Source organism: Paraburkholderia solitsugae (assembly GCF_013177695.1).
GTDB lineage: Bacteria > Pseudomonadota > Gammaproteobacteria > Burkholderiales > Burkholderiaceae > Paraburkholderia > Paraburkholderia solitsugae.
This window is the reverse complement of record NZ_WOEY01000028.1, coordinates 80,869-106,210: the sequence shown is the minus strand read 5'-3', so window position 1 is coordinate 106,210 and position 25,342 is coordinate 80,869. Positions and strand designations below refer to the sequence as shown.

The following is a 25,342-nucleotide window of genomic DNA, read 5'->3' as shown; positions in this document are numbered from 1 at the left end:
GCCCGGGCATGGCGGGTATGGCCGGTCTGGCGGGTGCAGTCGCCGCTCCGGCTGCTGCCGCGCAAGTGGCGCCCACCATGGCGGCAGCGCGGATGGTGTCAGGTTCGGCCGCCGGTTCGGTAACAAACGCCTCGGCCGGCGCAGGCCATCCGTCGCCGATGCAGGGTTCAGCCGCCCGTGGAGGCGCGCAAGGAAGCCGCTCCACGGCCGCCCAGCAGCCGTTCTCGTCCGCTCCGCCCGCGAACCCCAACAACACGCCGGCGCAGACAACGCAGCGTCCGGCTTCGTTCGGCGCACCGGCACCGAGCTATACACGGCCGATGGCCACCGAACAGAAGGTCACGCCGCCCGCCAGCGTCCAGGAGACGCTTCGCAGCATCGCGGAAAACGCCGCGCGCTGGACCGACATCGCCGGCGTCAGCCTCGCGCGCAGTAGCGGCGCGGAAAACGCGATCGTCACGACGAATTCGTTGAGCACCGAGCCGCTGGTCGAGACGGGGCCATCGGGTGTGGCTTCGTCGCGTGCAAGCGAAGTTGAAATCGCCGCGATGCCGAGCGTTAGCGCGCCCTTGCAGAACGTAGCCGAGAATGCGCCGGACCATACACCGCCGCAGTCGCCAATAGAGACGCAGCGGATCGAAGCGGCATCCGAGGCGCCGATCGAGGACAACACCGAGCCCGTCGTGCAGTGGCCGATTGAGCCGCCGCTCATCCAGACACCGTTGGGCACGGCGGCCACAGCAGCGTCCGCATTGGCATCGACACAGGCGGAAACACCGCTAGTACCGGCGTCGACACAAGAAGTAGCACCGCCAGCACCGGCGACGACGCAAGCAGTAGCATCCGCACCGGCGGAGGTATCGGCACCGACACCGTTAGCCGCACCGGCACCTGCACCTGCACCTGCACCTGCACCTGCACCTGCACCTGCACCTGCACCTGCACCTGCCTCGCAGTATGCAGCGCCGGTGCCCACCCCCACGCCGTTTCAGATCTTCGCGGCCCAGTTGCAGGCGAGCGACGCGCAAACGGACGTGTCGTCGCTCGTTGAGGACGAACCGACGCAATTCGCGAATCAGAGCGACAGCAATGCAAACGCAGCCGCTGAACGCGAGCAACCGATCAGTCATGCGGTGCCGTCGCAGGTGGCGGCATCGGATGTCGCCAACATCGCCGTTCCCGCAGAAGCAGCGCATGCCGAAACTTTGCGCACTGAGCAGGGACGGCCGTTTGATCAGCCTGCCGCGTATTCACAAATCGCAGCGTCGAATGGGACGACTACTGCTGATACAGCGGCAGTAGCGCACGTTAGCGAAATGTGCACCGAAGAAGTGCCGCTGTCCAACCCGGCTGCCGCACTGTCGCAGGACGCGACGACGCACATTGGGCAGATCACACCCACGCAAGCGCACAGCGCGACGCCCGTGCCAATGCATCACGCCACCCCGCCATGGCACGTCGCGAGCGTGAGCGAAGCACCCGCGCCCGTCGATGCGGAAACGGTGGACGCCCCTGCCCTATCGGATGTATCGGATGTATCGGATGTATCGGATGTATCGGATGTATCAGGTGTATCGAACCTATCGGACATATCCGGCGATTTGAACTCGTCACCCGCCTCGGACGCTTCTACCGCCGTCGCCGCAGTACAGCCGCAAAGCGCTGCATTGCACGCGTCGAATGTGGTTCGTTTCCCTGGCTTCGCTATTCAGGCCACACCGGCGGCCTCTGCCACCATCGTCGACGAAAGCGCCGACGGGTTGGGTTACGCGCCGAACGCACCGGCAACACCGGCAGCACCGGGCTTCCCCACCACCCCAACCGCGTCTTCCGCCGCCCACTTCACAACCGAACAGTCGACCGAGCCCGCAGAGCCCACCGAACTCGCAGAACCCGCCGTCCCGCGCACGCCGCTGCGCGGCCACAGCCCGGCCAACGGCTTCGAATTCCGCGCGCCCGCGGCATCGATGGTCGAGTTGCCGACCCTCGACCTGCTCGCGCTCGCCGATACCGATGTCGAGCCTGTTTCAGAGGAAAAACTCATCGAAACCGGCCTGCTGATCGAGCAGCGTCTGCAGGAATTCAAGGTGCCGGTCACTGTGGTCGGCCATTCGGCAGGCCCGGTCATCACGCGCTTCGAAGTCGAGCCGGCACTCGGCGTGCGCGGCAGTCAGATCGTCGGCCTGATGAAGGACTTGTCGCGCGGCCTCGGCCTCACGTCGATTCGCGTGGTCGAGACGATTCCCGGCAAAACCTGCATGGGTCTCGAACTGCCGAATGCCAAGCGGCAGACGATTCGCCTGTCCGAAATCATCGAAGCCAGCGTCTACCAGAACTCGCATTCGCAGTTGACGTTGGCGATGGGCAAGGACATCACCGGCCATCCGGTGGTCGCCGATCTGGCGAAGGCGCCACACATGCTGGTCGCGGGTACGACAGGTTCGGGCAAGTCCGTGGCGATCAACGCCATGATCTGCTCGCTGCTCTTCAAGGCAACGCCCGAAGAAGTGCGGCTCATCATGATCGACCCGAAGATGCTGGAACTGTCGGTGTACGAAGGCATTCCGCATCTGCTCGCGCCGGTCGTCACCGATATGAAGCTGGCGGCCAACGCGCTGAACTGGTGTGTCGGCGAAATGGAAAAGCGCTATCGGCTGATGTCTGCGGTCGGCGTGCGCAACCTGGCAGGCTTCAACCAGAAGATCCGCGATACGGAAGCCAAGGGTAAGAAGCTCGGTAACCCGTTCTCGCTGACGCCTGAAGCACCCGAGCCGCTCGCGCCGCTGCCGCTGATCGTGGTGGTGATCGACGAGCTGGCCGACCTGATGATGGTCGCGGGCAAGAAGATCGAAGAGCTGATCGCACGTCTCGCGCAGAAGGCTCGCGCCGCCGGCATTCACCTGATTCTGGCGACGCAGCGTCCGTCCGTGGACGTGATCACCGGCCTCATCAAGGCGAACATTCCGACACGCGTGGCGTTCCAGGTGTCGTCGAAAATCGACTCGCGCACGATTCTCGATCAGATGGGCGCTGAATCGCTGCTCGGCCAGGGCGACATGCTGTTCCTGCCGCCAGGCACGGGTTACCCGCAGCGCGTGCACGGCGCATTCGTCGCCGACGAGGAAGTGCACCGGATTGTCGAGTATCTGAAGCAGTTCGGCGAACCGCAATACGAAGAAGGCATTCTCGACGGCCCGGCGACCGAAGGCGCGTCGCCCGACCTGTTCGGCGACACGCCGGATGCCGAAGCCGATCCGCTTTACGACGAAGCCGTCGCGTTCGTGGTGCGCACGCGGCGCGCGTCGATCTCATCGGTGCAGCGGCAGTTGCGCATCGGCTATAACCGCGCGGCGCGTCTCGTCGAGCAGATGGAGACGGCGGGCCTTGTATCGGCAATGGGCATCAACGGCAGCCGTGAAGTGCTCGCGCCGGGACCGGCGGAATAAACGGGACGGGCCAGTAGCAGCCAACCAAAAGCCAACCAAAGCCGGACAAAAAAACGGGTCGCTCGAAGCGACCCGTTTTTCATGCAACGCGGTATTCAGATCAGGCTCAGCCAACGAATGCTTACCCGCATCCGCATCACACGCCGAACGCATGCTTGCTCATATTCAAGTCGAGCGCTGAACGCAACCTCACCCATGTGCATATCGCGCGCAACCCCACCTCACGACGGCGACACCAGCTTGAAGTCCACCGGCGAATCGATCTCGATACGCTTCGGATTCGCTTCGAGCAAGCCGCTCTGCTGATCGCGCTTGAACACATACACCGTGCCGCTATTCTGATTGCCGACGATCAGCCAATTGCCGGTCGGGTCGATCGCGAATTCGCGCGGCGACTTGCCGAGGCTCGACTGATGCCCGATCGTCTTCAGATGACCATTGACCGGATCGACCGAGAAGATCACGATCTCGTTCGCATCGCCGCGATTGGTGGCGTAAAGGAAGCGCCCGTCCGGCGACAGATGAATGGCCGCGGCGCCTACCGCGCCCTTGAAGCCCGGCTCGGTCAGCGGCATGGTTTGCACCTGCGTGAGCTTGCCGTCGGCGTAGTTGAAGGTGCTGACTGTGGCGGCCAGTTCACTCGTCAGATATGCATGCTTGCCGTCCGCACCGAACACCAGGTGACGCGGGCCCGTGCCTGCTTTTTCCTGGGTGTAGCGCCAATCGGTCGGGCCGAACAGGCCGCGGCTACCGTCCGGCGTGTAACGGTACGAGTACAGCTTGTCGGCGCCCAGGTCCTGCGCGAACAGGTAGTGACCGTCCGGCGAGAACACGGTGGAGTGAACGTGCGAGTTGTCCTGACGTCCCTTCACCGGACCGCCGCCTTCATGGTGCACCGTGAGCACGGACGCACCCACCTGACCGTCCGCCTGCAATGGGAACACCGCGAAGCTGCCGCCCGGATCGGCCGCCACCGAGTAGTTCGCGGTCAGCAGATATTTTCCGTCCGGCGACAGGCTCAGATAGCACGGGTCATTGCCATCCGACGAGACCTTGTTGAGAAAGGTCAACTGGCCGCTCGCGGCGTCGAAGCGAAACGCGCTGATGCCGCCGCGTTGCGTGGCCGGGCCGTTGTCGCCGGGCAATTCGTTGACCGCATAGACGAAGCGGCGGTCACGGCTCACCACCAGGTACGACGGGTTGACCGTCTGCGCGACCGACACGCGGGTCGCTTCGCCAGTCTTCGTGTCGAAGCGATAAACGTATATCCCCTCGCTCTTGCCGCCGGTGTAAGTGCCGACCAGCATGTCATAGACGCCGTCGGCGGGAGCCGGGCCGGCATCTTGCGCGAACGCATGCGAAGCAACAATCGAGACCATGAGCACGAAACCTTTTATTATCGAGCGGGCGGAGCGCAGAGGAGCTGGCCGCCCGCCGCGCCATGAGGTGGATTGAGCAGAAGGCAATGGAGATGAAACGGCACGCACTGCGGCCCGGTGAGGACGAAGCATGGGACCTCCTGGACATCGGTTATCTAGTTAATTCGGTTGTAACGGTGTCTCTGGTCTGCCGCGCAATCGGTCGAATTGTTTTGTCGAAGCAAGTATAAAAGCGTTGCGTCGGATCATGCAGTGAATCCGGCTTTTCAACCGCGTCTCACCCCTCTCACACTACGGAGTCTTCATGAACGTCACACTCAGCCTGGGCCCGCTCGTTTCGTTGATCGCCGGTATTCTGATTCTCGTCATGCCGCGCCTGTTGAACTACATCGTCGCGCTCTATCTGATCATCATCGGCATCATTGGGATTTTCGGCGTGGGGGCGTCCCACTTCTAGGCGGCGACCGTTAGCAGGACGAGCAGGAAAGGACGTGCAACCGGGCGCAGTGCCGGCTCGGCAACGTCTCGCACATAGGGATTACCGGCGTGGAAGCGGCACGCGTGTCGATACCGGCTGCGGCAGCGCAACAGTTGACGCAGCGAAGCGGTACGTGCGCGACCGATTCGCGCGAGGCGCAGCGTGCCGGATGCAAGACCGCCGCGCGGCGCAAACCCGCGCAGTGGACGGTCAGCCGTTCGAAAGCTGGTCGAGCCGCAAACGCCCCTGCAGCGACAATCCACCGACGGCATAATGACCGTCACCTTCCTGATGACGCCGGAAGCAGGCCCGTTCGATCAGAAAGGCCGCCGCAGCCAGCATTCCGTTGCGGCTCAGGCCCAGCCGGCCATGTTCGAGCGGCAACATCGAATCGTCAGCCAATTCGCTGGCGGCGGAGAGAATCGTGATGCAATCGGATTTCGACGGGTTCAGCATTGCTTGGGTCCTCGAAAACGGCGTCTGCATGCGCCATGGGCAAGGCCGGTGCATGATCCGGGGAGCTCCGCGCATCGGCATGAAAAATGATTGTAGGCAGTGATTTGACAATTACCAACTCGCGTTTTGCCGCATTGCGTGCTGAACCAAAGCGCATAGCGCGAGTCCGGTAATAACAACAACCCCAAGCGCGGTGACCTTCGCCCCGCGTAAAACCGACGCGTTCCTCCATGCCCGCACTCATCGAAGACTATGCGCTGATCGGCGACGGCCACACAGCAGCGCTCATCTCCCTCGACGGTTCGGTCGACTGGCTCTGCTGGCCGCGCTTCGACTCCGGCGCCTGCTTCGCCGCCCTGCTCGGCACGCCCGACAACGGCCGCTGGCTGATTTCTCCGGTCTCGGATACAGCGCCCAAGATCACGCGCCGTTATCGCGGCGAAACATTGGTCCTTGAAACCGATTTCGAAACGCCCGAAGGCGCGGTCACGCTGATCGATTTCATGCCGCCGGGCAACGGCTGGTCGGAGATGGTGCGGATCGTCGTCGGCAAACGCGGCACGGTGCGCATGCAGATGGAACTGGTGCTGCGTTTCGATTACGGCTTTTCGATTCCGTGGGTCGATCGCCTGAAGCACGACAGCGGCATCAAGGCGATCGTCGGCCCGGACACCGCGGTGCTACGCACGCCGGTCGAGTTGCACGGCGAGAACATGAAGACCGTCGCCGAGTTCACCGTGAGCGAAGGTGAGCGCGTGCCGTTTTCGCTGGCCTATGCGGCCTCGCATCTGCGCATTCCGCCGGGCCGCGATCCGCACACGTCGCTCGCCCGTACCGAGAACCATTGGCTCGAATGGTCGGCGCGCAGCACGGTCGAAGGCAAATGGGCCGCGCAGATCCGCCGTTCGCTGATTACGCTGAAGGCGCTGGCGTACGAGCCGACCGGCGGCATCGTCGCGGCACCCACCACGTCGCTTCCGGAACAGTTGGGCGGCACGCGCAACTGGGACTACCGCTACTGCTGGCTGCGCGACGCCACTATCACGCTACTGGCGATGATGCGCGGCGGCTACTACGACGAAGCCCGCGCGTGGCGCAGCTGGCTCGGCCGCGTGATGGCCGGCGCGCCCGATCAGTTGCAGATCATGTACGGGATCGCCGGCGAGCGGCGCCTGCCCGAGTTCGAAATCGACTGGCTGCCGGGCTATCAGGATGCCAAACCCGTGCGGATCGGCAACAACGCGGTCGGCCAGCGCCAGCTCGACGTCTATGGCGAAGTGATGAACGCGCTGCATCTCGCGCGCGTCGGCGGCCTGCAGGCAGACGACACCGCATGGAACGTGCAGCGCGCGTTGCTAGGCCACCTCGACACGATCTGGGAAGAGCCGGACGAAGGCATCTGGGAAACACGCGGCGGCCGCAAGCACTTCACCTTCTCGAAGGTGATGGCGTGGGTCGCCTACGACCGCGCCATCCGGTCGGCCGAGATGTTCAAACTGGATGGCCCGCTCGATGAATGGCGCGCAACCCGCGCGACCATCCACGCGGAAGTCTGCGCCAAGGCATGGAATCCCGCGCTCAACGCGTTCTCCCAGTCGTACGGCAGCGACCAGCTCGATGCGAGCGTGCTGCTGATGCCGCTGGTCGGCTTCCTCCCGCCAGCGGATCCGCGCGTCAAGGGCACGGTGGAGGCGATCGAAAAGGACTTGATGCACGACGGCTTCGTGATGCGCTACCGCACCACCGAATACGACGACGGCCTGCCGCCCGGCGAAGGCACCTTCCTCGCGTGCTCGTTCTGGATGGTGGACAACCTGGCATTACAGGGGCGCATCGATGAAGCCATCGCGATGTACGAACGGCTGCTCGGCCTCTGCAATGACGTCGGTCTGCTCGCGGAAGAGTACGATCCGGCCGCGAAGCGCCTGGTCGGCAACTTCCCGCAGGCGTTTTCACATGTGGCGCTGGTGCACACCGGCCTGAACCTGATGAAGCACGAGCAGGCAATGGCTCAGGCGACCGGACAGCCGCCGCATAACGGCACCGCGGCAGAAGAACTTGATGCTGCGGCAACCCCTGATAGCGGCACGGCAACATCGCCAGTACCATGATTTGATGACAGTTTGCGCGCAGCCCGCACGCAAATTGCTGCATTGCACAAGTACGCTTTGTTCAGTATGATCGAGCAGACTGTTGGCCGAAAATCAATGTGCCTACAACCAATACGGCCTGCCGCAACGCCACACGCGTGTTTGCCAAGCCCCATGCGAACCGCTTAAACGGAGCACCCATGCTCTACCAACTGCACGAATTCCAGCGGGCGATGTTGAGCCCCCTCACCGCCTGGGCCCAGGCCGCGTCGAAATCTTTCGCGAATCCCGCTAGCCCATTGGCCTATGTGCCCGGTGCCACACGCCTCTCAGCCGGTTACGAACTGCTTTACCGGCTCGGCAAAGATTACGAAAAGCCTGAGTTCAACCTTCATCAGATTGTCAAAGACGGTCATAACATTCCGATCATCGAACAAACGATTATCGAGAAACCGTTTTGCCGCCTGATGCGCTTCAAGCGATTCGCCGACGACAGCGACGCTGTCACCCAATTGAAAGATGAGCCGATCGTGCTGGTGTGCGCGCCGTTGTCAGGCCACCACGCCACGCTGCTGCGCGATACCGTGCGCACGTTGCTGCAAGACCACAAGGTCTACCTGACCGACTGGATCGACGCACGCATGGTGCCGCTCGAAGAAGGTGAGTTTCATCTCGACGATTACATCGCTTACATCCAGGAATTCATCCGGCACATCGGCGCGAAGAACCTGCATGTGATCTCGGTATGCCAGCCCACCGTCCCGGTGCTCGCCGCCATTTCGCTGCTGGCGAGCCGCGGCGAAGACACGCCGCGCACCATGACGATGATGGGCGGCCCGATCGACGCGCGCAAGAGCCCGACCTCGGTCAACTCGCTCGCCACCCAGCACTCGTATGAATGGTTCGAAAATAACGTGATCTTCACGGTACCGCCGAACTATCCGGGCGTGGGCCGTAAGGTTTACCCGGGTTTCCTGCAACACACCGGTTTCGTCGCGATGAATCCGGAGCGGCACGCGGCCTCGCACTGGGATTACTACCAGAGCCTCCTGCGCGGCGACGAAGACGACGCGGAAGCGCATCGCCGCTTCTACGACGAGTACAACGCCGTGCTCGACATGGACGCGGACTATTACCTCGACACGATTCGCGTCGTGTTCCAGGAATTCCGTCTCGCCGAAGGCACGTGGGACGTCGCAGGCGAACGGGTGCGTCCGCAGGACATCAAGAAAACCGCGCTCTTCACCATCGAAGGCGAGCTGGACGATATTTCCGGCGACGGGCAGACGTTCGCCGCGCAAGAGTTGTGCAGCGGCATTCCGGAAGAGAACAAGCGTCACTTCACCGCGGAAAAATGCGGCCACTATGGCATTTTCTCGGGCCGTCGCTGGCGCACCATCATCTATCCGCAGCTGCGCGACTTCATCCTCGAGCACAATAAGGCGCCGAAGGTAGCGAAGGAAAAAGTCGAAGCCTGAGCACCGCGCGCGCAGACATAAACAACGGCCTCTTCTTCAGAGGCCGTTGCTTCTTGTGACGCGTCTTATGCCGTTACGCGCAGCCGCTTACTTCCGCAACAGATACGCAAGCAGCAACTCGGTGTTCATCTGAATCACTTCGCTGCGTTCGCTCGCACTGCTGAAATCGCGACCGAGCGTCGCTTCGAGCGTGAAGCGGTTCGACACGACGTAGTAGCCCATGCCTGACAGCGTCACGTAAAAGCGCAGCGGATCAACGTTGGTGCGAAACAGCCCCGCGCGTTGACCCCGCTCAAGAATGCCGCCGAGCGTGGCAACGATTGGCGAGATCATTTCGCGGATGCGCGTCGACTTCTGCATGTAGCGTGCCTCATGCAGATTCTCGTTATTGACGAGACGCAGCAACTCGGGATGATCGCGGTAGTAATCCCAAACAAAATGCGCGAGACGTGTCACCGCCTCGACCGGCGCAATGCCGTTCAGTTCGAGTGCGCGTTCCGCTTCATTGAGCGCGCTGAATGCGTGCTCGAGTACCGCAGTGAAAAGCTGCTCCTTGCTACCGAAGTAGTAATAGAGCATGCGTTCATTCGTCTCCGCGCGGCGGGCGATCTGATCGACGCGCGCGCCGAACAACCCTCCATTTGCAAACTCTTCGGCAGCCGCAAGCAGAATGCGGCGCCGCGTGCCTTCAGGATCTCTTTTGATTTTCGGCTGATTCATGGTGGCATCGTCTTCGTGAGCCGCGTTATCCGGATCGCGCCGCCGGCCTCTCCTCGGGCCTTGCACCGACAGCACTGAACGGGCTGGTTGGGGGAACACCCTTATGCGGTCTTTCGAAAAAGCGCTTCGATTATGGCACATGGATTGCGGATGGCAATTGGGGAAATCGGCGATAATGTGCTATTTAGTTCAGCCCACGCGGCCGCAAGGCAAGCTCCAACGTTGTGACCGTGATCGACTCCAAAACACTCGCAGACCGTATCGAGGATCTGCTGCCCCAAACGCAATGCACAAAGTGCGGCTATCCGGCATGCCGTCCGTATGCCGAAGCCGTCGCCCGTGGCGAAGCGAACTACAACCAGTGCCCGCCGGGTGGTGCCGAAGGCATCGCGCGTCTCGCCGCCCTGCTCGGCAAACCGGTGATTCCGCTCAATTCCGCCAACGGCGTCGAACGGCCGCGTCCGTTGGCGGTTATCGACGAACAAGTTTGCATCGGCTGCACGTTGTGCATGCAAGCTTGTCCAGTCGATGCAATAGTTGGCGCACCGAAACAGATGCATACGGTCATCGTCGAGCTCTGTACCGGTTGCGACCTGTGTGTGCCCCCCTGCCCGGTCGACTGCATTGCGATGCCGCCGGTCACGGGTGAGGCAACCGGCTGGGACGCATGGAGCCAGAGCCAGGCCGACGCCGCGCGCGAGCGCCACAACCAGCGTGAGGCCCGTCTCGCACGCGAACGCGAAGCTGCCGAAGCGCGTGCTGCAGCGCGGCGAGCGGTCAGCAGCACACCCGCTCAGGTGACAGAGATCAATGCCACGGCAACCGTCGCCGCGCCCGCAGCGGATGACGCCGAAGCGAAAAAACGCGCGATTATCCAGGCCGCACTCGAGCGTGCCCGCCAGAAGAAAGAAGAGTTGACCGCCAAAGGCCAGGGTCCGCAGAACATCGAGCGCGTCAGCGCCGACGTGCAGGCGCAGATCGACGCCGCCGAAGCACGCCGCCGCCGTCTCGGACTTGCCGCGGACAACACCGCGGGTAACACTGAAATTCCGCCAACGAAGCGCTAACCCTTGACTCTACGCTGCGCATGAACGCGAACAAACGCCGCGCCATCTACGAGACGCTTCAGAGTCTCAACCCGCATCCCACGACCGAGCTCGAGTACACCACACCGTTCGAACTGCTGATTGCCGTGCTGCTGTCGGCGCAAGCCACCGATGTGTCGGTGAACAAGGCGATGCGCAAGATGTTCCCGGTCGCGAACACGCCGCAGAAGGTATTCGATCTCGGCGAAGAAGGGGTTGCCGGCTACATCAAGACGATTGGCCTGTATCGGACCAAGGCGAAGAACGTGATCGCAACCTGCCGCATTCTGCTCGACCAGTACGGCGGCGAAGTGCCGGAAGATCGTGAAGCGCTTGAAAGCTTGCCGGGAGTCGGCCGTAAGACGGCGAACGTGATCCTGAACACGGCGTTCGGTCATCCGACCATCGCCGTCGATACGCACATCTTTCGGGTTGCGAATCGAACTGGGCTCGCGCCAGGCAAAGACGTCCGCGCGGTCGAAGCAGCGCTGGAGAAATTCACGCCCGCCGAGTTCAAGCAGGATGCCCATCACTGGCTGATTCTGCACGGCCGCTATGTCTGCAAAGCACGCCGGCCGGAATGCTGGCATTGCGTGATCGAGCCACTGTGCGAATTCCGGCCCAAGACGCCGCCACCGGATCTTTGAGGGTGGTGCGCCGCCAGCACGCTACGTTGGCCCGGCGTAAAATGGCGCCCTGCACGCACGCCTCAGGCGCCCCACACCAACCGCACCGCTCCCACGATGTTCAATCCTAGCCGCGACGAAGTCCGCCAATTTTTCACCGACACCTGGCGCAAGCAGCGTCAAGGCGAGATTCTGACGCCGCTCGAAGCGATCGCGGCCGACTGGATCGTCGAGCATCCGGAATATCACACCGATCTGGCCAGCACGGAAGCCGCCCAGGCTCAGGACTACTCGCCCGAACGCGGCCAGACCAACCCGTTCCTGCATCTGTCGATGCATCTGGCAATCACCGAACAGTTGTCGATCGACCAGCCACCGGGCATCCGCGCGGCGCACGAGCGGCTCGCCGCACGGCTCGGCTCGACCCACGAGGCGCAGCACGCGATCATGGACTGCCTCGGCGAAACCATCTGGGAAGCGCAGCGCACCGGCACTCCGCCAGACACGGACGCCTATTTGCAGCGCATCGAGCAGCGCGCCACGCGGGACTGAAGCATTACCCCAGGCAATTCAGGCGCTCAAGGGATTTCAGGGCGCCCAAAGCCCCGCCGCGAGCACGCCCGAGCCTCGAGCCGCCGCACCATCCATCCGCCACACCGCGCGAATCACGGCCCCAAAAGCACAACACCCCGCCGAAGCGGGGTGTCGTTCAATCTGAAAGCAACGCAAAAACAGCGCGACGCGATTACTTCTTCTGCACCAGAGCGCCGTCCAGCGATTCGATGTAGGCCGCGATATCTTTCATATCGCTTGGCGACAGGCTTTGGACCTGCGCCTGCATGATCGCGTTGTTGCGACCGAGGTGCGGGTTGCCGTTGCCCATCTGGTACTGGCGCAGCGCCCAGTAGACGTAGTCGGAATGCTGACCGGCGAGCTTCGGATATTCCGGGCTCACCGGATTGTTCAGGTTGGCGCCGTGGCAAGCCGCGCAGTTGTGGTTGCCGGCCAGCACCTTGCCGTTGCCGGCGTCAGCGGCGTACGCGCCGTTCGCTGCAACCAGACCGATAACTGCCGCCGACGCGCATGCAGCCTTGAACACCGTGTGGAGTGCCTGTTGGGGCTTATTCATGAATTCTCCTATCCCGCGAATATATTTAGCCGAGTGACCGGTTGGGTGACCGCAGCCGATCACTTGTCGGGATTGTTCTTCGAAGAGGCATTTTGCGCTGCGTAGTAGGCAGCGATGTCGGCGATGTCCTGATCCGACAGCGACGTGGTGATCGCGCGCATCGTTTCGAAATGGCGGTCGCCCTTCTTGTAGGCGTGCATGGCGTTTTCGAGGTACGCCTGATTCTGGCCGCCGAGCATCGGCACGCGGTAGACCTCAGGGTAAGCCGTACGGTATTCAGGGATGCCGTGGCAGCCAATACACATCGCGACCTTGCCTTGGCCCGCCTTCGCGTTGCCGACGACATCCGCTGCCTGCGCACTGGCCGCATAGCCCGCGAGCACCGACAGCGCTGCGATCACGACGTGTTTGCCGACGAATTTATTCATAGCATGTAACCTGGCTTGAGGGGAAACGGGCGCCCGAAAAGGCAACGGCCCGCGCCGTCATTCTTATAGGGTAGCCACGCAGGCTAAAAAAATCGGGCTAATTGTACCGCGACGCCGCGCCGAACGTCCACCGCGCGGGGCCAGCGGCGCATCCGGCCACCGCAAAGCCACGACTAGCGCCATTTTGCTCCATCGCGCCTGCTGCGCGTGGCTTCGTGCCACCCGCAGCGTTTCCGCCGGCCTTGCCCGAGACGTCCGACGCCCAACGCCCGGCGCACCCGCCCACCGGGCACGCCGGACGCGTAGAGGCTGCTCGCAAGCGACGCAACCGCACGCGAGCCGGTGTCCGACACCGCGGGTGACACCTTACGCGAGCCCGTTTCAGCGCAACAGGCCTTCTGACTTATACTGGGTTTTTTCCCAAAAAAGAGCATCTCGCCATGCGTTTTGAAGGCTCATCGCAGTACGTCGCCACTGACGACCTCAAGCTCGCGGTCAACGCCGCGATGACGCTGAAGCGCCCGTTGCTGATCAAGGGCGAACCCGGCACCGGCAAAACGATGCTCGCCGAAGAAGTCGCCGCCGCGCTCGGCATGCCGCTGTTGCAGTGGCATATCAAGTCCACCACCAAGGCCCAGCAAGGTCTGTACGAGTACGACGCGGTGTCGCGCCTGCGCGATTCGCAACTCGGCGACGAGCGCGTCAAGGACATCCGCAACTACATAGTCAAGGGCGTGTTGTGGCAGGCGTTCGAGTCGGACGAGCAAACGGTGCTCCTGATCGACGAGATCGACAAGGCCGACATCGAATTCCCGAACGACCTGCTGCGCGAACTCGACCGCATGGAGTTCTACGTGTACGAGACCCACGAGCTGATCCGCGCCAAGAAGCGCCCGCTCGTGATCATCACGTCGAACAATGAGAAGGAGCTGCCCGACGCGTTCCTGCGCCGCTGCTTTTTCCACTACATCAAGTTCCCCGACCCGGTCACGATGCAGCAGATCGTCGAAGTGCACTACCCCGGCATCAAGAAAGAACTGCTCGCCGCGGCCATGCAGAGCTTTTTCGAGTTGCGTAACGTCGCCGGCCTGAAGAAGAAACCGTCCACGTCGGAACTGCTCGACTGGCTGAAGCTGCTGCTCGCTGAAGACATTCCGCCCGAAGCGCTGCGCTCGTCCGACCAGAAGCAGATCATCCCGCCGCTGCACGGCGCGCTCCTGAAGAACGAACAGGACGTGAGCCTGTTCGAGCGGCTGATCTTCATGAACCGCAACAACCGCTGACTGACCGTTGATTAACCGCTAACACCCGTTGATGAAGGCGCCGCGCCGCACACCCGCCGCCGAGGACACAGCATGCTGATCGACTTCTTCTACTCGCTGCGCGCAGCCAAACTGCCGGTGTCGGTGAAGGAATACCTGACGCTGCTCGAGGCGCTGAAAGCCAATGTGATCGCACCGTCGCTCGACGAGTTCTACTATCTCGCGCGCATCACGCTGGTCAAGGACGAGCAGTATTTCGACAAGTTCGATCAAGCGTTCGGCGCGTATTTCAAAGGCGTCGCGCAAGCCTCGGAGTTGGCTTTCGACGTCCCTCTAGACTGGCTGAAGAAAAAGCTGCAACGCGATCTGTCGCCGGAAGAAAAGGCGCAGATCGAAGCGATGGGCGGCCTCGACAAGCTGATGGAGCGCCTGAAGGAACTGTTCGACGAACAGAAAGAGCGCCACGAAGGCGGCAACAAATGGATCGGCACGGGCGGCACCTCGCCGTTCGGCAACGGCGGTTATAACCCGGAGGGCGTGCGCATCGGCGGCGACGCGGCGGGCAATCGCACCGCGGTGAAGGTGTGGGAAGCACGCGCCTATCGCGATTACGACGACCAGGTCGAAATCGGCACGCGCAACATCAAGATCGCCCTGCGCCGCTTGCGCCGTTTCGCTCGCGAAGGCGCGGCCGAAGAACTCGATCTGCCCGACACGATCCGCAGCACCGCCGCGAACGCCGGCTGGCTCGACCTCAAGATGGTGCCGGAGCGGCACAACAAGGTGAAAGTGCTGATGCTGCTCGACGTGGGCGGCTCGATGGACGATCACATCAAGCGCACCGAAGAGCTCTTTTCGGCCGCCAAGGCCGAGTTCAAGCACCTCGAGTTTTATTACTTCCACAACTGCGTGTACGACTTCCTGTGGAAGAACAATCGCCGCCGTCACGCCGAGCGCATGCCGACGTGGGACCTGCTGCACAAGTTCACGCCCGACTATAAGCTGATCTTCGTCGGCGACGCGACCATGAGCCCGTACGAAGTGCTGCAACCGGGCGGTTCGGTCGAATACAACAACGCCGAAGCCGGCGCCGTGTGGCTGCGGCGCCTCGCCGATCACTTCCCGCACTATGCATGGCTGAATCCGGAGCCGGAGGGGTTGTGGGCTTACCGGCAGTCGGTCAGCGCGATCCGGGAAGTGCTCGGGCACCGCATGTATCCGCTTACCCTCGCCGGACTCGAAACGGCGATGCGCATGTTGAGCAAATAGTCAGGTCGCGTTTTCACTCCAACTACAAGAAATTTTCAGTATGAGTCCGTCTTCATCGCCTGATTTGTCCCCTGCCAACGTACACGCAGGGCGGCTCAGGCCGTTTGCCGATACGTCGTTATCCGCTGTCGTCGCCGGCTTCGTCGCGATGATGACGGGCTATACCAGCTCGCTCGTGCTGATGTTCCAGGCAGGCCAGGCCGCGCATCTCACCGATGCGCAGATTTCGTCGTGGATCTGGGCATTGTCGATCGGCATGGCTGTCTGCACGATCGGTCTCTCGCTGCGCTTTCGCGCGCCGATCGTGATTGCCTGGTCGACGCCCGGCGCGGCGCTGCTGGTGTCGTCGCTGCCGCATGTGGCCTACCCTGAGGCGATTGGCGCATTTATCGTCTGTGCGGTGTTGCTGACGGTGGTCGGCCTGACCGGCTGGTTCGACACGCTGATGAAGAAAATCCCGGCAGGCATCGCCTCGGCATTGCTGGCGGGCATTCTGTTCGAGATCGGCATCGAGATTTTCCGCGCCGCGCAGTTCCAGACCGCGCTCGTGCTAACGATGTTTTTCACCTATCTGATCGTCAAACGCCTCGCGCCGCGCTATGCGATCGTGACGACGCTGATCGTCGGCACGGCTGCCGCCGGCGGCCTCGGCCTGCTCGACTTCAGCCGTTTTCACATCGCGCTCGCGCATCCGGTGTTCACGATGCCGGCGTTTTCGCTGGCTGCGAGCATCAGCATCGGCATTCCGCTGTTCGTCGTCGCGATGGCCTCGCAGAACGTGCCGGGGATCGCCGTGCTGCGCGCCGACGGCTACACCACGCCTTCCGCACCGCTGATTTCGACAACCGGCATCGCCTCACTGCTGCTCGCGCCGTTCGGCTCGCACGGCATCAATCTTGCTGCGATCACGGCGGCGATCTGTACCGGCCACGAAGCGCACGAAAACCGCGACAAGCGGTACACCGCGGCGGTCTGGTGCGGCATTTTCTATCTGATCGCCGGTATCTTCGGTGCGACCATCGCCGCGCTGTTCGCCGCCCTGCCGAAGGCGCTGGTGGTCTCCGTCGCGGCGCTCGCGCTGTTCGGCTCGATCATGAGCGGCCTTGCCAACGCGATGCAGGACCTGAAACAGCGCGAGGCTGCCTTGGTGACGTTCATGGTGACGGCCTCAGGCCTCACCCTGCTGTCGATCGGCTCGGCGTTCTGGGGGCTGGTGGCGGGCGTGCTGACGCAACTGGTGCTGAACGCCCGGCGCGCCTGAATCCGCCATAGAATAGAAGCATCCGGCAGCGTTTTCCGCCAACATGGCGAGCAGACGCTGCAGCGTGACCCGCGGCCGCCGGAACTGTTTTGCCTTTTCCGTCCGGTGGCAATCTCATTTCTCCTGAACCACGGCGCACGCGCGCCATGAAGGCTCGAACATGACAACCGCACTCGACCAACTCAAGCAATACACCACCGTCGTGGCCGATACCGGCGACTTCCAGCAGCTTGCCCAGTACAAGCCGCAGGACGCGACCACCAATCCGTCGCTGATTCTGAAGGCTGTCCAGAAAGACGATTACAAGCCGCTGCTCGAAAAGACCGTGAAAACCCACGCGTCGAAGCCGGTTGGCGCCATCATCGACCAGTTGCTGATCGCCTTCGGCACCGAAATTCTCAAGATTATCCCGGGCCGTGTGTCGACCGAAGTGGATGCGCGCCTGTCGTTCGACACCGCAGCGTCGATCGCCAAGGGCCGTGAACTGATCGCGCAGTACAAAGACCATGGCATCGGCCGCGAACGCGTGCTGATCAAGCTGGCCTCCACGTGGGAAGGCGTCCGCGCCGCCGAAGTACTGCAGAAGGAAGGCATCCACTGCAATATGACACTGCTGTTCTCGCTCGCCCAGGCCGCTGCCTGTGCCGAAGCGGGCGCGCAACTAATCTCGCCGTTCGTCGGCCGTATCTACGACTGGTACAAGAAGAACGCCGGCAGCGCGTGGGACGAAGCGAAGGACGGCGGCGCCAACGACCCGGGCGTCAAATCGGTCCGCCGCATTTACGCGTACTACAAGAAGTTCGGCTACAAGACCGAGGTGATGGGCGCGAGCTTCCGCACCCCGGGCCAGATTCTGGAACTGGCCGGCTGCGACCTGCTGACCATCAGCCCGGATCTGCTGCAAAAGCTGCAGGAGAGCACCGACAAGGTCGAGCGCAAGCTGTCGCCTGAAATGGGCGAGAGTGGGGACATCGAACGCGTGCCGGTCGACGAATCGTCGTTCCGCTTCCTCGTCAACGACGAAGCCATGGCAACTGAAAAGCTCGCTGAAGGCATCCGCGCGTTCGCTGCAGACGCCGTCAAGCTGGAAAAAATGATCGAAGCGCTGCGTTAAGCCGAGCCTTCGCGGCTGGAGTACGCGGTCGGGCACGTAGTCCAATACGCGGCCCTGAACCCTCCGGTTCAGGGCCGTGTGCCGTTTACAGGCTTACGCTCGATACGGGCCAGCCCCTTACGAAATATTGTCACAATCGCTGCCCTGACAGACGACTACAATCGTCTGCACGCCGCGCCCTCGGTACGTTTATCCAAGGCATGCGGCGCCGCTGACCCCTATTCCGGGAGACGAACATGTACGTTCAGCCTTACGTATTTTTCAACGGCCGCTGTGAAGAAGCGCTCAAGTACTACACCGAGAAGCTCGGCGCTGAGGTGTTGTTAATGATGCGCTACAAGGACGCGCCGCCCGACCCGCAAAATCAGCCGCGCCCCGGTCTGGAAGAAAAGATCATGCACGCCTCGGTCAGGATCGGTTCGACCGTCTGGATGGCCTCCGACGGCCACTGCGACCCTCAGGCTACGTTCAGCGGCTTCAGCCTCTCGCTGACGGCTGACGACGCCGCGTCGGCGGAACAATATTTCAATGCGCTGGCCGACGGCGGTTCGGTGACGATGCCGTGGCAAGCCACCTTCTGGAGCAAGGGCTTCGGGATGCTGGTGGACCGCTTCGGTCTCGCGTGGATGGTGACGGTACCGGAGGCTTAAAGGCCTTACACCTTCAGCAAAGTCCGCGAATGCCGCTCGATATTCCAGTTCGGCTCGGTTTCCAACAATAGCGCGCGCAGCCGATCCACCTGTTCGGCTAATCGCTGGCCGAGCCAATACGGCCCCTGAAGGTCGGGTGGCAATTCAAGCGCCACGTCGCCGCACGCCTGCACAAGCGGCGACGCGGCCGGAATGCCGAAGTGTGTCGCGCGGCCAAAGCGCAGGCCGCGCGCCATCGCTAGCAGAATGCCACGCACGGCGTGCACCTCGGCGCCACACTCCCGCACATACGCAGCGCGCGCCGCGGCATCGGCGCGCATCAGCGGGCCGGTTGCCAGCAACTCCAGCGAACTGAGCACCGATCGATGCAGCCGCTGGATCTCTTCGAGCGTGGCCTTCGGCACATCGATCTCCTTCGCCACCGAAGGCATCAGCGAGCGCAACTGAACCAGCCGCTTGTTGATCGCGAGGAAGCGTTTGACCTGATCCTCCTCGCTGATCGTCTCGCCTTCCAGCAAACGCGTATAGATCTGCGCACAGGCCCGCAGATTGTCGGCGATCCCGTAGCGCCACGAATAGGTCGCATGCAGCGGCAACGCGAACGAAAACGCCAGCGCGATCACGATGCCGATCAGCACGTTCAGCGTGCGCCAGAGGCCGACGTCGATCAGATTGTCACCATGGCCCGCGACGATGCACATCGTGATTGCCGTCAGCAGGCCGATATACCCCGACGAACCGATCGCGAACCAGGCGCAGATTCCCGCGACGATCGACATCAGCACATAGGTGAGCGGCAGCGAGCCGGTCAGGTTCTGCAACAGGATCAGCGCAAGACCGATCGCCGCGCCGAGCAGCGTCCCGGCGGCCCGGTCAGCGGCCTTCTTGCGGATATTGCCGTGATGCTGCAAGCCGCCGATCACCACCAGCAGCGTCACCGACGACCAGATACCGTGAGGAATGTTGATACCGGTGGTCGCGAGAATCGACACCAGCATGGCGACGCCGACGCGCAGGCTATGCAGCATCTTCGCGTGGCGATAGCGGTAGTACGGCGACGTGATTGTGCGCACCATGCGGCTAATGGCCGAGCGGGGGGCGATTACGCGGGGGGAATCGGCAGAAGCCATGGCTCGCGCGACGGACGCTTTGGAGGACGGTTCCGCTATCGTGCCCTGGAGTGCCCCGGAAAGACAAACGCCCGCAAACTTTTGTCTGCGGGCGTTGCTTTCTCAAGCGGACCGGACCGGCTGACTTAGCCTTCGACCACGTCCAGATAGTCTTCCGGACGGGTGCGGTCTTCGGCGCGCTGCATGCCGAACATCCGCACCAGCAGGCTCACCACCACCGACACCACCAGGTTGACGATCAGCGACCACACTGCCGCGTAGCCCGGAATCGCCATGCCGAACAGGTGGATCGTGAAGATCGAACTCGCCAGCTTCAGCGAGATCGCCATCCACGTGCCGGTGGCGATGCCGACCGCCCAGCCGATCAGGAGGCCGCGGTAGTCGAGCACGCGCGTGTAGAGACCCAGCACGATAGCCGGCAGCGTCTGGATGATCCAGATGCCGCCCAGCAGTTGCAGTTGAATCGCGTACGTCAGCGGCAAACCGAGAATGAACGCGACGGCGCCGACCTTGACGATCAGCGACACCAGCTTCGCGACATTGGTCTCCTGCTCATGCGACATGTTGCGGTTCACGAACTCCTTGTGAATGTTGCGCGTGTACAGGTTCGCTGCCGCAATCGACATGATCGCCGCCGGTACCAGCGCGCCGATACCGATCGCCGCGAACGCCACACCGACGAACCACGACGGGAAGAAGTGCAGGAACAGCGCCGGCACCGCGAAGTTCGGGCCGAACGCCTTGAAGTACGGCGCGAATTCCGGCATGTCCTTCACGCCCGAAGCCAACGCCATGAAGCCCAGCAGGGCGAGCAGGCCGAGCACCAGCGAGTAAGCCGGCAGCATCGCCATGTTGCGGCGGATCGTGTTACCCGACTTCGACGACAGCACCGCGGTGATCGAGTGCGGATACAGGAACAGCGCAAGCGCCGAGCCGACCGCAAGCGTCGCGTACGCGCTGTAGCCGTTCAGGCTCGACACGTCCGGTGCCTTCAGCAGCAGCTTGGCCGGCGGCACCACGCTGAAGATATGGCCGAAGCCGCCCAGTTGCGGCGGAATCACGATGATCGCGGCAAAGATCACGATATAGATCAGCACGTCCTTGACGACCGCGATCATGGCCGGCGCGCGCAGGCCCGACGTGTACGTGTAAGCCGCCAGAATCGCGAAGGCGATGATCAGCGGCAGATCGCCGACGAAGCCCTTGGTGTCGAAACCCAACGCGCCGATCACCACTTCGATACCGACCAGTTGCAGCGCGATGTACGGCATCGTCGCGACGATGCCGGTCACGGCGATCGCCAGCGCCAGCATACGGCTGCCATAGCGAGCCGAGACGAAGTCGGCCGATGTCACATAGCCTTGACGTTTGGCGATGCTCCACAGCTTCGGGAAGACCACGAACGCGAACGGATAGATCAGGATCGTGTACGGCAGCGCGAAGAAACCGGTTGCGCCCGCACCGAACACCAGCGCCGGCACGGCGATGAAGGTGTAGGCGGTGTACAGGTCGCCGCCCAGCAGGAACCACGTGACGATGGTGCCGAAGCGCCGGCCGCCGAGGCCCCACTCTTCCAGATGAGCGAGGTCACCCTTGCGCCAATGGGCCGCGATAAAACCGAGAATGGTGACGCCGATGAAAAACAGGACGAAGACGAATGTTGCGGTGGCGTTCATTATTTTGCGCCCCCTTGCGAGCTGCCCGGGTTGCCCGATGAGCGGGTCTTGGTCTTGAAGTACACGAGCGCCGTGATGACCGCGCTGATCAGCACCCAGAGGAGCTGATACCAGTAGAAGAACGGAAAATCGAACAGCTGCGGTTCGACCTTGTTATATGACGGCACCCAGATCATTGCGATCCAGGGCAACAGCAGCAACCAGAGCCAGTGCTTGCTGGCCTTGTTCGCGTCGGCGTCGTGAGCCATGACGTCTCCTCTTCCCTATTATTGAAATGTTGGCCCGTGTTTTGACGGGTGGTGGATCCCACAGCGGACGGCAGCCCTGCGAGGGATCGCCCCGCTGATGCCCACGGGCGCCCCGAAAGCTTCGAAAGAGTATAGGAGCGGTGAACGTCCGGTCAAGCAGGGACGACCCGATGCGGGACAATGCTTTTGAGGCTGGCGGGACGGGGCTTTGACGTGGGCGGGGCACTGCGTCGGAAGAGGGGGCGCGAGGCTCGGTGCGACCGTAAGCCTGGAACCGGATAGCCGATGCCCGGCTCGCGCGTGAGCCCCTAAGCGGAACGCGGATCGGCTGTGCGATGCGTGATGAGTTGCGGCGTTGAAGACCGTCGCGTGGGCGCAACGGCGGAGGCCTTCCCAGGCTTGCAGCAGTCGAGCCAGCTTGCCCGGCCCGACCGTTTCACTCGTCAGATTGTGAACGAGCCGCCGTTCTGCCCGGTCGATTCCTGCAGACCCTTGATCCACTTGCGCGCCGGCAAACCGAGTTCAGCTTCGATCAGCTTCGCGCGTGCTTGCAGTGCCGCGAACGGCACGTCGAGCGCCGGGCCCGAGAAGGCGATCGCGATGCGGTTGCCGTCATGCACTTCCGGCAGCGCGACCACGCGGCCATCGAAGGCTTCGTTGAGGCGCTTCATGTTGCGCACGAAGCTCGGATGATCGCCGAACAGGTTGATCGTCACCACGCCCGCGTCGGTCAAACATGCGCGCACCGCACGGTAAAAGCCGACGCTGTCGAGCACCGGGCCACGCGCGGTCGCATCGTAGACGTCGATTTGCAGCGCGCCGATCGTGCCGTGATTGGTGCGGTCGTTGACGAAGTCCCATGCGTCCATTTCGTGCACGGTCAGGCGGGCATCGTCGTGCGGCAGTTCGAACATCGTGCGCGCGGCCACGACCACCGCCGGGTTCACTTCAACCGCCTCGACCTTCGCGCGCTTCAGGAAACGGTACGCAAATTTGGTCAGCGCTGCGGCGCCCAGACCGAGCTGAACGATACGCTTGGGCGTTTCGATGAACAACAGCCAGGCCATCATCTGCTGCGCGTATTCGAGTTCCACATGATCCGGCTTGCGCAGACGCATCGCGCCTTGCACCCATTCCGTGCCGAAATGCAGGAAACGTACGCCGCCCTCTTCCGAGAACGTGACCGGCGCGAAACGCGGTTTGCGCGGTGCTTCGATTTGCGGCGCATCGTGCAGGTCGTCGTCGTGCAGCACACGTTTTTTGTTGCGCACTGCTTTTTGTTTGTTCAGCGTGTGGTCGCCGGCGTCAGCGTCTTTGTTGCGGAATGCACGGGCTTCAGCCGAGGCGCGCTTGATCAGTTTCGTCATGTAAGGATGTCGCGCCAGAGACGCAATTTTTGGTCGAACGAGAGCATAGCATTCGCCGGGCTCGACGAAGGCAATACGAGGGTGGCGTAGCCCGCTTCGCCAATTACCGACGCAAAGCGGCCCGCCGTCTTGCCGTTAAAGCAAACTTTGGCGAGCTTCGGTGCGTGGGCGCGGAGCGACGCGAAATCGTTGGGACTGGCATTGCGGATCGCTGCGTCGAGACTGCCTTCTCGCTCGCATGCGGCGAGCACGTCCCACACGCCGATGCCATGCGCGAGCAAACGCCCTAGCCGCTCTTCGTAGGCGAGCTCGGGAAGCGGTTCGTCGAGCACCGTGCCGAGCAAACGCCAGAACTGATTGCGCGGATGCGCGTAATACTGCGTCACCGCGAGCGACGCCTCGCCGGGGAAGCTGCCGAGAATCAGCGTATGCGTATGCGCCGCGACGACGGGAGGAAAGCCGCGCAGCATCAGCGCTTCACCTGACTGTCCGATACCGGCGCTTGCGCGGATTCACGCGCGCCCCGATCGGCAAGGTGTTCTTGCTCCGCCCGCGGCGCAGCATGGGCGCGCGACGCCGTATGCTCGAGCGGCCGGCCATGTTCCCGCACATGAGTGCGCTGCGGCGCGGGCGCGGACGCCGGGTGCGCAGACGGCACGCGCGCCGTATTCACAAGATTCGCCAGCTGCGCCCACAGCGCGGGCAACATGCATTCGGTCACCAACAGCGGCGCTCCGTGACGCTCGAACACCGAGCGGCGCGCAACCAGCGCGTGCGGCGGCATGTCATCGATTTCACGCGCCGCCAGCCGGTACAGCGGATGACGTGCCGTCAACCTGCGGCTTACCAGCGACGATCGCGCGACGCTGCTATCGCTGTAGAGCAACTCGGCGAGCGGCCGCGTGCGCAGCCGGCGCGTGGCCTGCCACACACCGACGCTCGCCGCGAGGGGCGCCACGCTATGCGCCGCGACAAACGGCACACCATCGACCGACAACACCACCTCCCGAACCCACACCGGTGCACGCGGCGCAAGGCCGAGCGCGGCGTATTCGTCGGCCCACGGCAGGGCGACGGCTTCGCGCGTCACGCGCACCGCGACTTCGCCGAGCGTGCGCAGATGCGCGGTCAGTGATCCGCCGCGGGTCAACCAGTCTTTCTGGGCGGCGCTCAAACCGGGTAAGGGCGTGACGCGCCAGTGGGCGTCGGCGGCATCGAAACGGATAGGCATGGTGTCGGATTATAACGGCGCAGTTGTCAGAGGATCGCGAGTCCCTCATCGGCCGTCCCGGCGGAAACGTCAGTCGAGCGCCATGCCAGGCGGAACCAACTCAATCAGTGTATCGATTTCAGACAGTTCCGATTCTCCTCGTCCAGCGATGCGCGATACAACCGTCGTGCTTTAACAAGTCGACGGCCCGCCCGCGATCGAAGGGCGTGCCATGTGATCGGATATTGAAGGAGAAAAAAGAGACATGAGAACATTCCTGGCCGCTACCGCATGCGCAATGTCTGTCGTGCTGATGGCGGGTTGCGCAGCCCCGCTGAACCGCGATACTGAAACATCGTTGAACAAGGCCGTCGGCATCGAAGTGACGCCCGTCGCTAACGGTGTCTCAGTCAAGCTGCCCGAAGCTGCGCTGTTCGAGTTCGGCAAATCCGAAGTGCGCGGCGATGCAGCGGCAGTCGTCGATCGTTCAGCCGTTCTGCTCAAGCGCAGCAAGAAGCCAATTCTAGTCGAGGGATACACGGACAACGTCGGCACGCTCGACTATAACCAGCAGCTTTCCGAAGCACGCGCCACTGCGGTAGGTTATGCGCTCGTGGCGCGTGGTGTGGCGATGGACCGGATCCGGACGAAGGGCAACGCGTACAACAACCCCGTCGCCAGCAACGAGACAGCCGAAGGGCGTGCGCTGAACCGGCGCACCGAGGTCGTCGTGCGCGGTGAAACGATGGATACGCTGATGGGAAAGAAGTAGGCGTTCGCCACCTGACGCCAGATTCGTAAAAACGCCCGCGTCATGCGGGCGTTTTTATGTGCGCATTC

At 62.7% G+C, this 25,342-nt stretch carries 24 protein-coding genes; 13 read left to right on the top strand and 11 right to left on the bottom strand.

What is annotated here, in order from left to right; all coding sequences use genetic code 11:
* Positions 1-3,446, top strand: a 3,446-nt coding sequence (locus tag GNZ12_RS07730) for a DNA translocase FtsK (RefSeq protein ID WP_328805964.1), incomplete at its 5' end; no start/stop codon positions are given.
* 221 nt (positions 3,447-3,667) lie between these two features.
* On the opposite strand, the gene GNZ12_RS07725 is transcribed toward GNZ12_RS07730, so the two are convergent.
* A complete protein-coding gene (locus GNZ12_RS07725; RefSeq protein ID WP_172309782.1) occupies positions 3,668-4,957 on the bottom strand; it encodes a lactonase family protein in 1,290 nt (429 codons plus the stop codon).
* 172 nt (positions 4,958-5,129) lie between these two features.
* Between GNZ12_RS07725 and GNZ12_RS07720 the strand changes: the two genes are divergently transcribed.
* Positions 5,130-5,282 carry a DUF3096 domain-containing protein gene (locus GNZ12_RS07720; protein WP_073429502.1) on the top strand — a complete coding sequence of 51 codons (153 nt, stop codon included), beginning with the start codon at positions 5,130-5,132 and terminating at the stop codon, positions 5,280-5,282.
* 231 nt (positions 5,283-5,513) lie between these two features.
* On the opposite strand, the gene GNZ12_RS07715 is transcribed toward GNZ12_RS07720, so the two are convergent.
* Positions 5,514-5,759: a hypothetical protein gene (locus GNZ12_RS07715; protein WP_054035019.1), complete on the bottom strand. Its 246-nt coding sequence runs from the start codon at positions 5,757-5,759 to the stop codon at positions 5,514-5,516.
* Between the two features lie 230 nt (positions 5,760-5,989).
* Between GNZ12_RS07715 and GNZ12_RS07710 the strand changes: the two genes are divergently transcribed.
* Complete coding sequence (locus tag GNZ12_RS07710; protein ID WP_172309781.1) at positions 5,990-7,870, top strand: glycoside hydrolase family 15 protein; 1,881 nt, start codon at positions 5,990-5,992, stop codon at positions 7,868-7,870.
* Between the two features lie 179 nt (positions 7,871-8,049).
* The gene (locus GNZ12_RS07705; RefSeq protein ID WP_172309780.1) at positions 8,050-9,327 is read left to right on the top strand and encodes a polyhydroxyalkanoate depolymerase; all 1,278 of its coding nucleotides are present in this window, start codon (positions 8,050-8,052) and stop codon (positions 9,325-9,327) included.
* A gap of 87 nt (positions 9,328-9,414) precedes the next feature.
* Here the strand turns inward: GNZ12_RS07705 and GNZ12_RS07700 are convergent, their stop codons facing one another.
* Positions 9,415-10,047 (bottom strand): TetR/AcrR family transcriptional regulator, encoded by a 633-nt coding sequence (locus GNZ12_RS07700; RefSeq protein ID WP_172309779.1) that lies wholly within the window; start codon positions 10,045-10,047, stop codon positions 9,415-9,417.
* Positions 10,048-10,277: 230 nt separating this feature from the next.
* Here GNZ12_RS07700 and rsxB point away from each other — a divergent pair, with 230 nt between their 5' ends.
* The 3 genes from rsxB (at position 10,278) to GNZ12_RS07685 (ending at position 12,310) form a co-directional block, all read left to right on the top strand.
* The gene (rsxB, locus tag GNZ12_RS07695) at positions 10,278-11,114 is read left to right on the top strand and encodes an electron transport complex subunit RsxB (protein WP_172309778.1); all 837 of its coding nucleotides are present in this window, start codon (positions 10,278-10,280) and stop codon (positions 11,112-11,114) included.
* A 20-nt stretch (positions 11,115-11,134) separates the two neighbouring features.
* On the top strand, positions 11,135-11,779 hold the full coding sequence (gene nth, locus GNZ12_RS07690) for an endonuclease III (RefSeq protein WP_074285000.1): 645 nt from the start codon (positions 11,135-11,137) through the stop codon (positions 11,777-11,779).
* 96 nt (positions 11,780-11,875) lie between these two features.
* Positions 11,876-12,310: a DUF1841 family protein gene (locus GNZ12_RS07685; protein WP_172309777.1), complete on the top strand. Its 435-nt coding sequence runs from the start codon at positions 11,876-11,878 to the stop codon at positions 12,308-12,310.
* Between the two features lie 193 nt (positions 12,311-12,503).
* On the opposite strand, the gene GNZ12_RS07680 is transcribed toward GNZ12_RS07685, so the two are convergent.
* Positions 12,504-12,887, bottom strand: coding sequence for a c-type cytochrome (locus tag GNZ12_RS07680; protein ID WP_172309776.1), 384 nt, complete (start codon positions 12,885-12,887; stop codon positions 12,504-12,506).
* Between the two features lie 59 nt (positions 12,888-12,946).
* Entirely contained in the window at positions 12,947-13,315 is a 369-nt protein-coding gene (locus GNZ12_RS07675) for a c-type cytochrome (RefSeq protein ID WP_172309775.1), read from the bottom strand.
* A gap of 440 nt (positions 13,316-13,755) precedes the next feature.
* On the opposite strand from GNZ12_RS07675, the gene GNZ12_RS07670 reads away from it, so the two are divergent.
* The 5 genes from GNZ12_RS07670 to GNZ12_RS07650 all read left to right on the top strand — a co-directional run bounded on the left by GNZ12_RS07670 (position 13,756) and on the right by GNZ12_RS07650 (position 18,871).
* Positions 13,756-14,598, top strand: coding sequence for an AAA family ATPase (locus GNZ12_RS07670; RefSeq protein WP_063495172.1), 843 nt, complete (start codon positions 13,756-13,758; stop codon positions 14,596-14,598).
* Between the two features lie 72 nt (positions 14,599-14,670).
* Complete coding sequence (locus GNZ12_RS07665; RefSeq protein ID WP_172168581.1) at positions 14,671-15,846, top strand: vWA domain-containing protein; 1,176 nt, start codon at positions 14,671-14,673, stop codon at positions 15,844-15,846.
* A gap of 40 nt (positions 15,847-15,886) precedes the next feature.
* Positions 15,887-17,107, top strand: coding sequence for a benzoate/H(+) symporter BenE family transporter (locus tag GNZ12_RS07660; RefSeq protein ID WP_172309774.1), 1,221 nt, complete (start codon positions 15,887-15,889; stop codon positions 17,105-17,107).
* A 160-nt stretch (positions 17,108-17,267) separates the two neighbouring features.
* Entirely contained in the window at positions 17,268-18,221 is a 954-nt protein-coding gene (tal, locus tag GNZ12_RS07655) for a transaldolase (protein WP_172309773.1), read from the top strand.
* Positions 18,222-18,457: 236 nt separating this feature from the next.
* Entirely contained in the window at positions 18,458-18,871 is a 414-nt protein-coding gene (locus GNZ12_RS07650; protein WP_172309772.1) for a VOC family protein, read from the top strand.
* Positions 18,872-18,876: 5 nt separating this feature from the next.
* On the opposite strand, the gene GNZ12_RS07645 is transcribed toward GNZ12_RS07650, so the two are convergent.
* The 6 genes from GNZ12_RS07645 to GNZ12_RS07620 all read right to left on the bottom strand — a co-directional run bounded on the left by GNZ12_RS07645 (position 18,877) and on the right by GNZ12_RS07620 (position 24,523).
* On the bottom strand, positions 18,877-20,001 hold the full coding sequence (locus GNZ12_RS07645) for an FUSC family protein (RefSeq protein WP_172309771.1): 1,125 nt from the start codon (positions 19,999-20,001) through the stop codon (positions 18,877-18,879).
* 125 nt (positions 20,002-20,126) lie between these two features.
* Positions 20,127-21,677 carry a monocarboxylate uptake permease MctP gene (mctP, locus tag GNZ12_RS07640; RefSeq protein WP_172309770.1) on the bottom strand — a complete coding sequence of 517 codons (1,551 nt, stop codon included), beginning with the start codon at positions 21,675-21,677 and terminating at the stop codon, positions 20,127-20,129.
* Positions 21,677-21,925 carry a DUF3311 domain-containing protein gene (locus tag GNZ12_RS07635; protein ID WP_172309769.1) on the bottom strand — a complete coding sequence of 83 codons (249 nt, stop codon included), beginning with the start codon at positions 21,923-21,925 and terminating at the stop codon, positions 21,677-21,679. Before GNZ12_RS07635 ends, mctP begins: the two co-directional genes overlap by 1 nt.
* Before the next feature lie 443 nt (positions 21,926-22,368).
* Positions 22,369-23,292 (bottom strand): class I SAM-dependent methyltransferase, encoded by a 924-nt coding sequence (locus GNZ12_RS07630; protein ID WP_172309768.1) that lies wholly within the window; start codon positions 23,290-23,292, stop codon positions 22,369-22,371.
* On the bottom strand, positions 23,289-23,762 hold the full coding sequence (locus tag GNZ12_RS07625) for a DNA-deoxyinosine glycosylase (RefSeq protein ID WP_172309767.1): 474 nt from the start codon (positions 23,760-23,762) through the stop codon (positions 23,289-23,291). Before GNZ12_RS07625 ends, GNZ12_RS07630 begins: the two co-directional genes overlap by 4 nt.
* Positions 23,762-24,523: a chorismate--pyruvate lyase family protein gene (locus tag GNZ12_RS07620; protein WP_172309766.1), complete on the bottom strand. Its 762-nt coding sequence runs from the start codon at positions 24,521-24,523 to the stop codon at positions 23,762-23,764. Before GNZ12_RS07620 ends, GNZ12_RS07625 begins: the two co-directional genes overlap by 1 nt.
* 244 nt (positions 24,524-24,767) lie before the next feature.
* Here GNZ12_RS07620 and GNZ12_RS07615 point away from each other — a divergent pair, with 244 nt between their 5' ends.
* Positions 24,768-25,274, top strand: coding sequence for an OmpA family protein (locus GNZ12_RS07615; protein WP_172309765.1), 507 nt, complete (start codon positions 24,768-24,770; stop codon positions 25,272-25,274).
* Positions 25,275-25,342 lie beyond the last annotated feature (68 nt).

Coding starts and splice junctions, on each gene's coding strand:
- nth (WP_074285000.1), top strand. CDS start 11,135: ATGAACGCGAACAAACGCCGCGCCATCTACGAGACGCTTCAGAGTCTC.
- GNZ12_RS07680 (WP_172309776.1), bottom strand. CDS start 12,887: ATGAATAAGCCCCAACAGGCACTCCACACGGTGTTCAAGGCTGCATGC.
- GNZ12_RS07725 (WP_172309782.1), bottom strand. CDS start 4,957: ATGCTTCGTCCTCACCGGGCCGCAGTGCGTGCCGTTTCATCTCCATTG.
- GNZ12_RS07720 (WP_073429502.1), top strand. CDS start 5,130: ATGAACGTCACACTCAGCCTGGGCCCGCTCGTTTCGTTGATCGCCGGT.
- GNZ12_RS07635 (WP_172309769.1), bottom strand. CDS start 21,925: ATGGCTCACGACGCCGACGCGAACAAGGCCAGCAAGCACTGGCTCTGG.
- GNZ12_RS07625 (WP_172309767.1), bottom strand. CDS start 23,762: ATGCTGCGCGGCTTTCCTCCCGTCGTCGCGGCGCATACGCATACGCTG.
- GNZ12_RS07615 (WP_172309765.1), top strand. CDS start 24,768: ATGAGAACATTCCTGGCCGCTACCGCATGCGCAATGTCTGTCGTGCTG.
- GNZ12_RS07665 (WP_172168581.1), top strand. CDS start 14,671: ATGCTGATCGACTTCTTCTACTCGCTGCGCGCAGCCAAACTGCCGGTG.
- GNZ12_RS07650 (WP_172309772.1), top strand. CDS start 18,458: ATGTACGTTCAGCCTTACGTATTTTTCAACGGCCGCTGTGAAGAAGCG.
- GNZ12_RS07630 (WP_172309768.1), bottom strand. CDS start 23,292: ATGACGAAACTGATCAAGCGCGCCTCGGCTGAAGCCCGTGCATTCCGC.
- GNZ12_RS07620 (WP_172309766.1), bottom strand. CDS start 24,523: ATGCCTATCCGTTTCGATGCCGCCGACGCCCACTGGCGCGTCACGCCC.
- GNZ12_RS07645 (WP_172309771.1), bottom strand. CDS start 20,001: ATGGCTTCTGCCGATTCCCCCCGCGTAATCGCCCCCCGCTCGGCCATT.
- GNZ12_RS07700 (WP_172309779.1), bottom strand. CDS start 10,047: ATGAATCAGCCGAAAATCAAAAGAGATCCTGAAGGCACGCGGCGCCGC.
- GNZ12_RS07705 (WP_172309780.1), top strand. CDS start 8,050: ATGCTCTACCAACTGCACGAATTCCAGCGGGCGATGTTGAGCCCCCTC.
- tal (WP_172309773.1), top strand. CDS start 17,268: ATGACAACCGCACTCGACCAACTCAAGCAATACACCACCGTCGTGGCC.
- GNZ12_RS07675 (WP_172309775.1), bottom strand. CDS start 13,315: ATGAATAAATTCGTCGGCAAACACGTCGTGATCGCAGCGCTGTCGGTG.
- GNZ12_RS07660 (WP_172309774.1), top strand. CDS start 15,887: ATGAGTCCGTCTTCATCGCCTGATTTGTCCCCTGCCAACGTACACGCA.
- GNZ12_RS07715 (WP_054035019.1), bottom strand. CDS start 5,759: ATGCTGAACCCGTCGAAATCCGATTGCATCACGATTCTCTCCGCCGCC.
- GNZ12_RS07685 (WP_172309777.1), top strand. CDS start 11,876: ATGTTCAATCCTAGCCGCGACGAAGTCCGCCAATTTTTCACCGACACC.
- GNZ12_RS07670 (WP_063495172.1), top strand. CDS start 13,756: ATGCGTTTTGAAGGCTCATCGCAGTACGTCGCCACTGACGACCTCAAG.
- GNZ12_RS07710 (WP_172309781.1), top strand. CDS start 5,990: ATGCCCGCACTCATCGAAGACTATGCGCTGATCGGCGACGGCCACACA.
- mctP (WP_172309770.1), bottom strand. CDS start 21,677: ATGAACGCCACCGCAACATTCGTCTTCGTCCTGTTTTTCATCGGCGTC.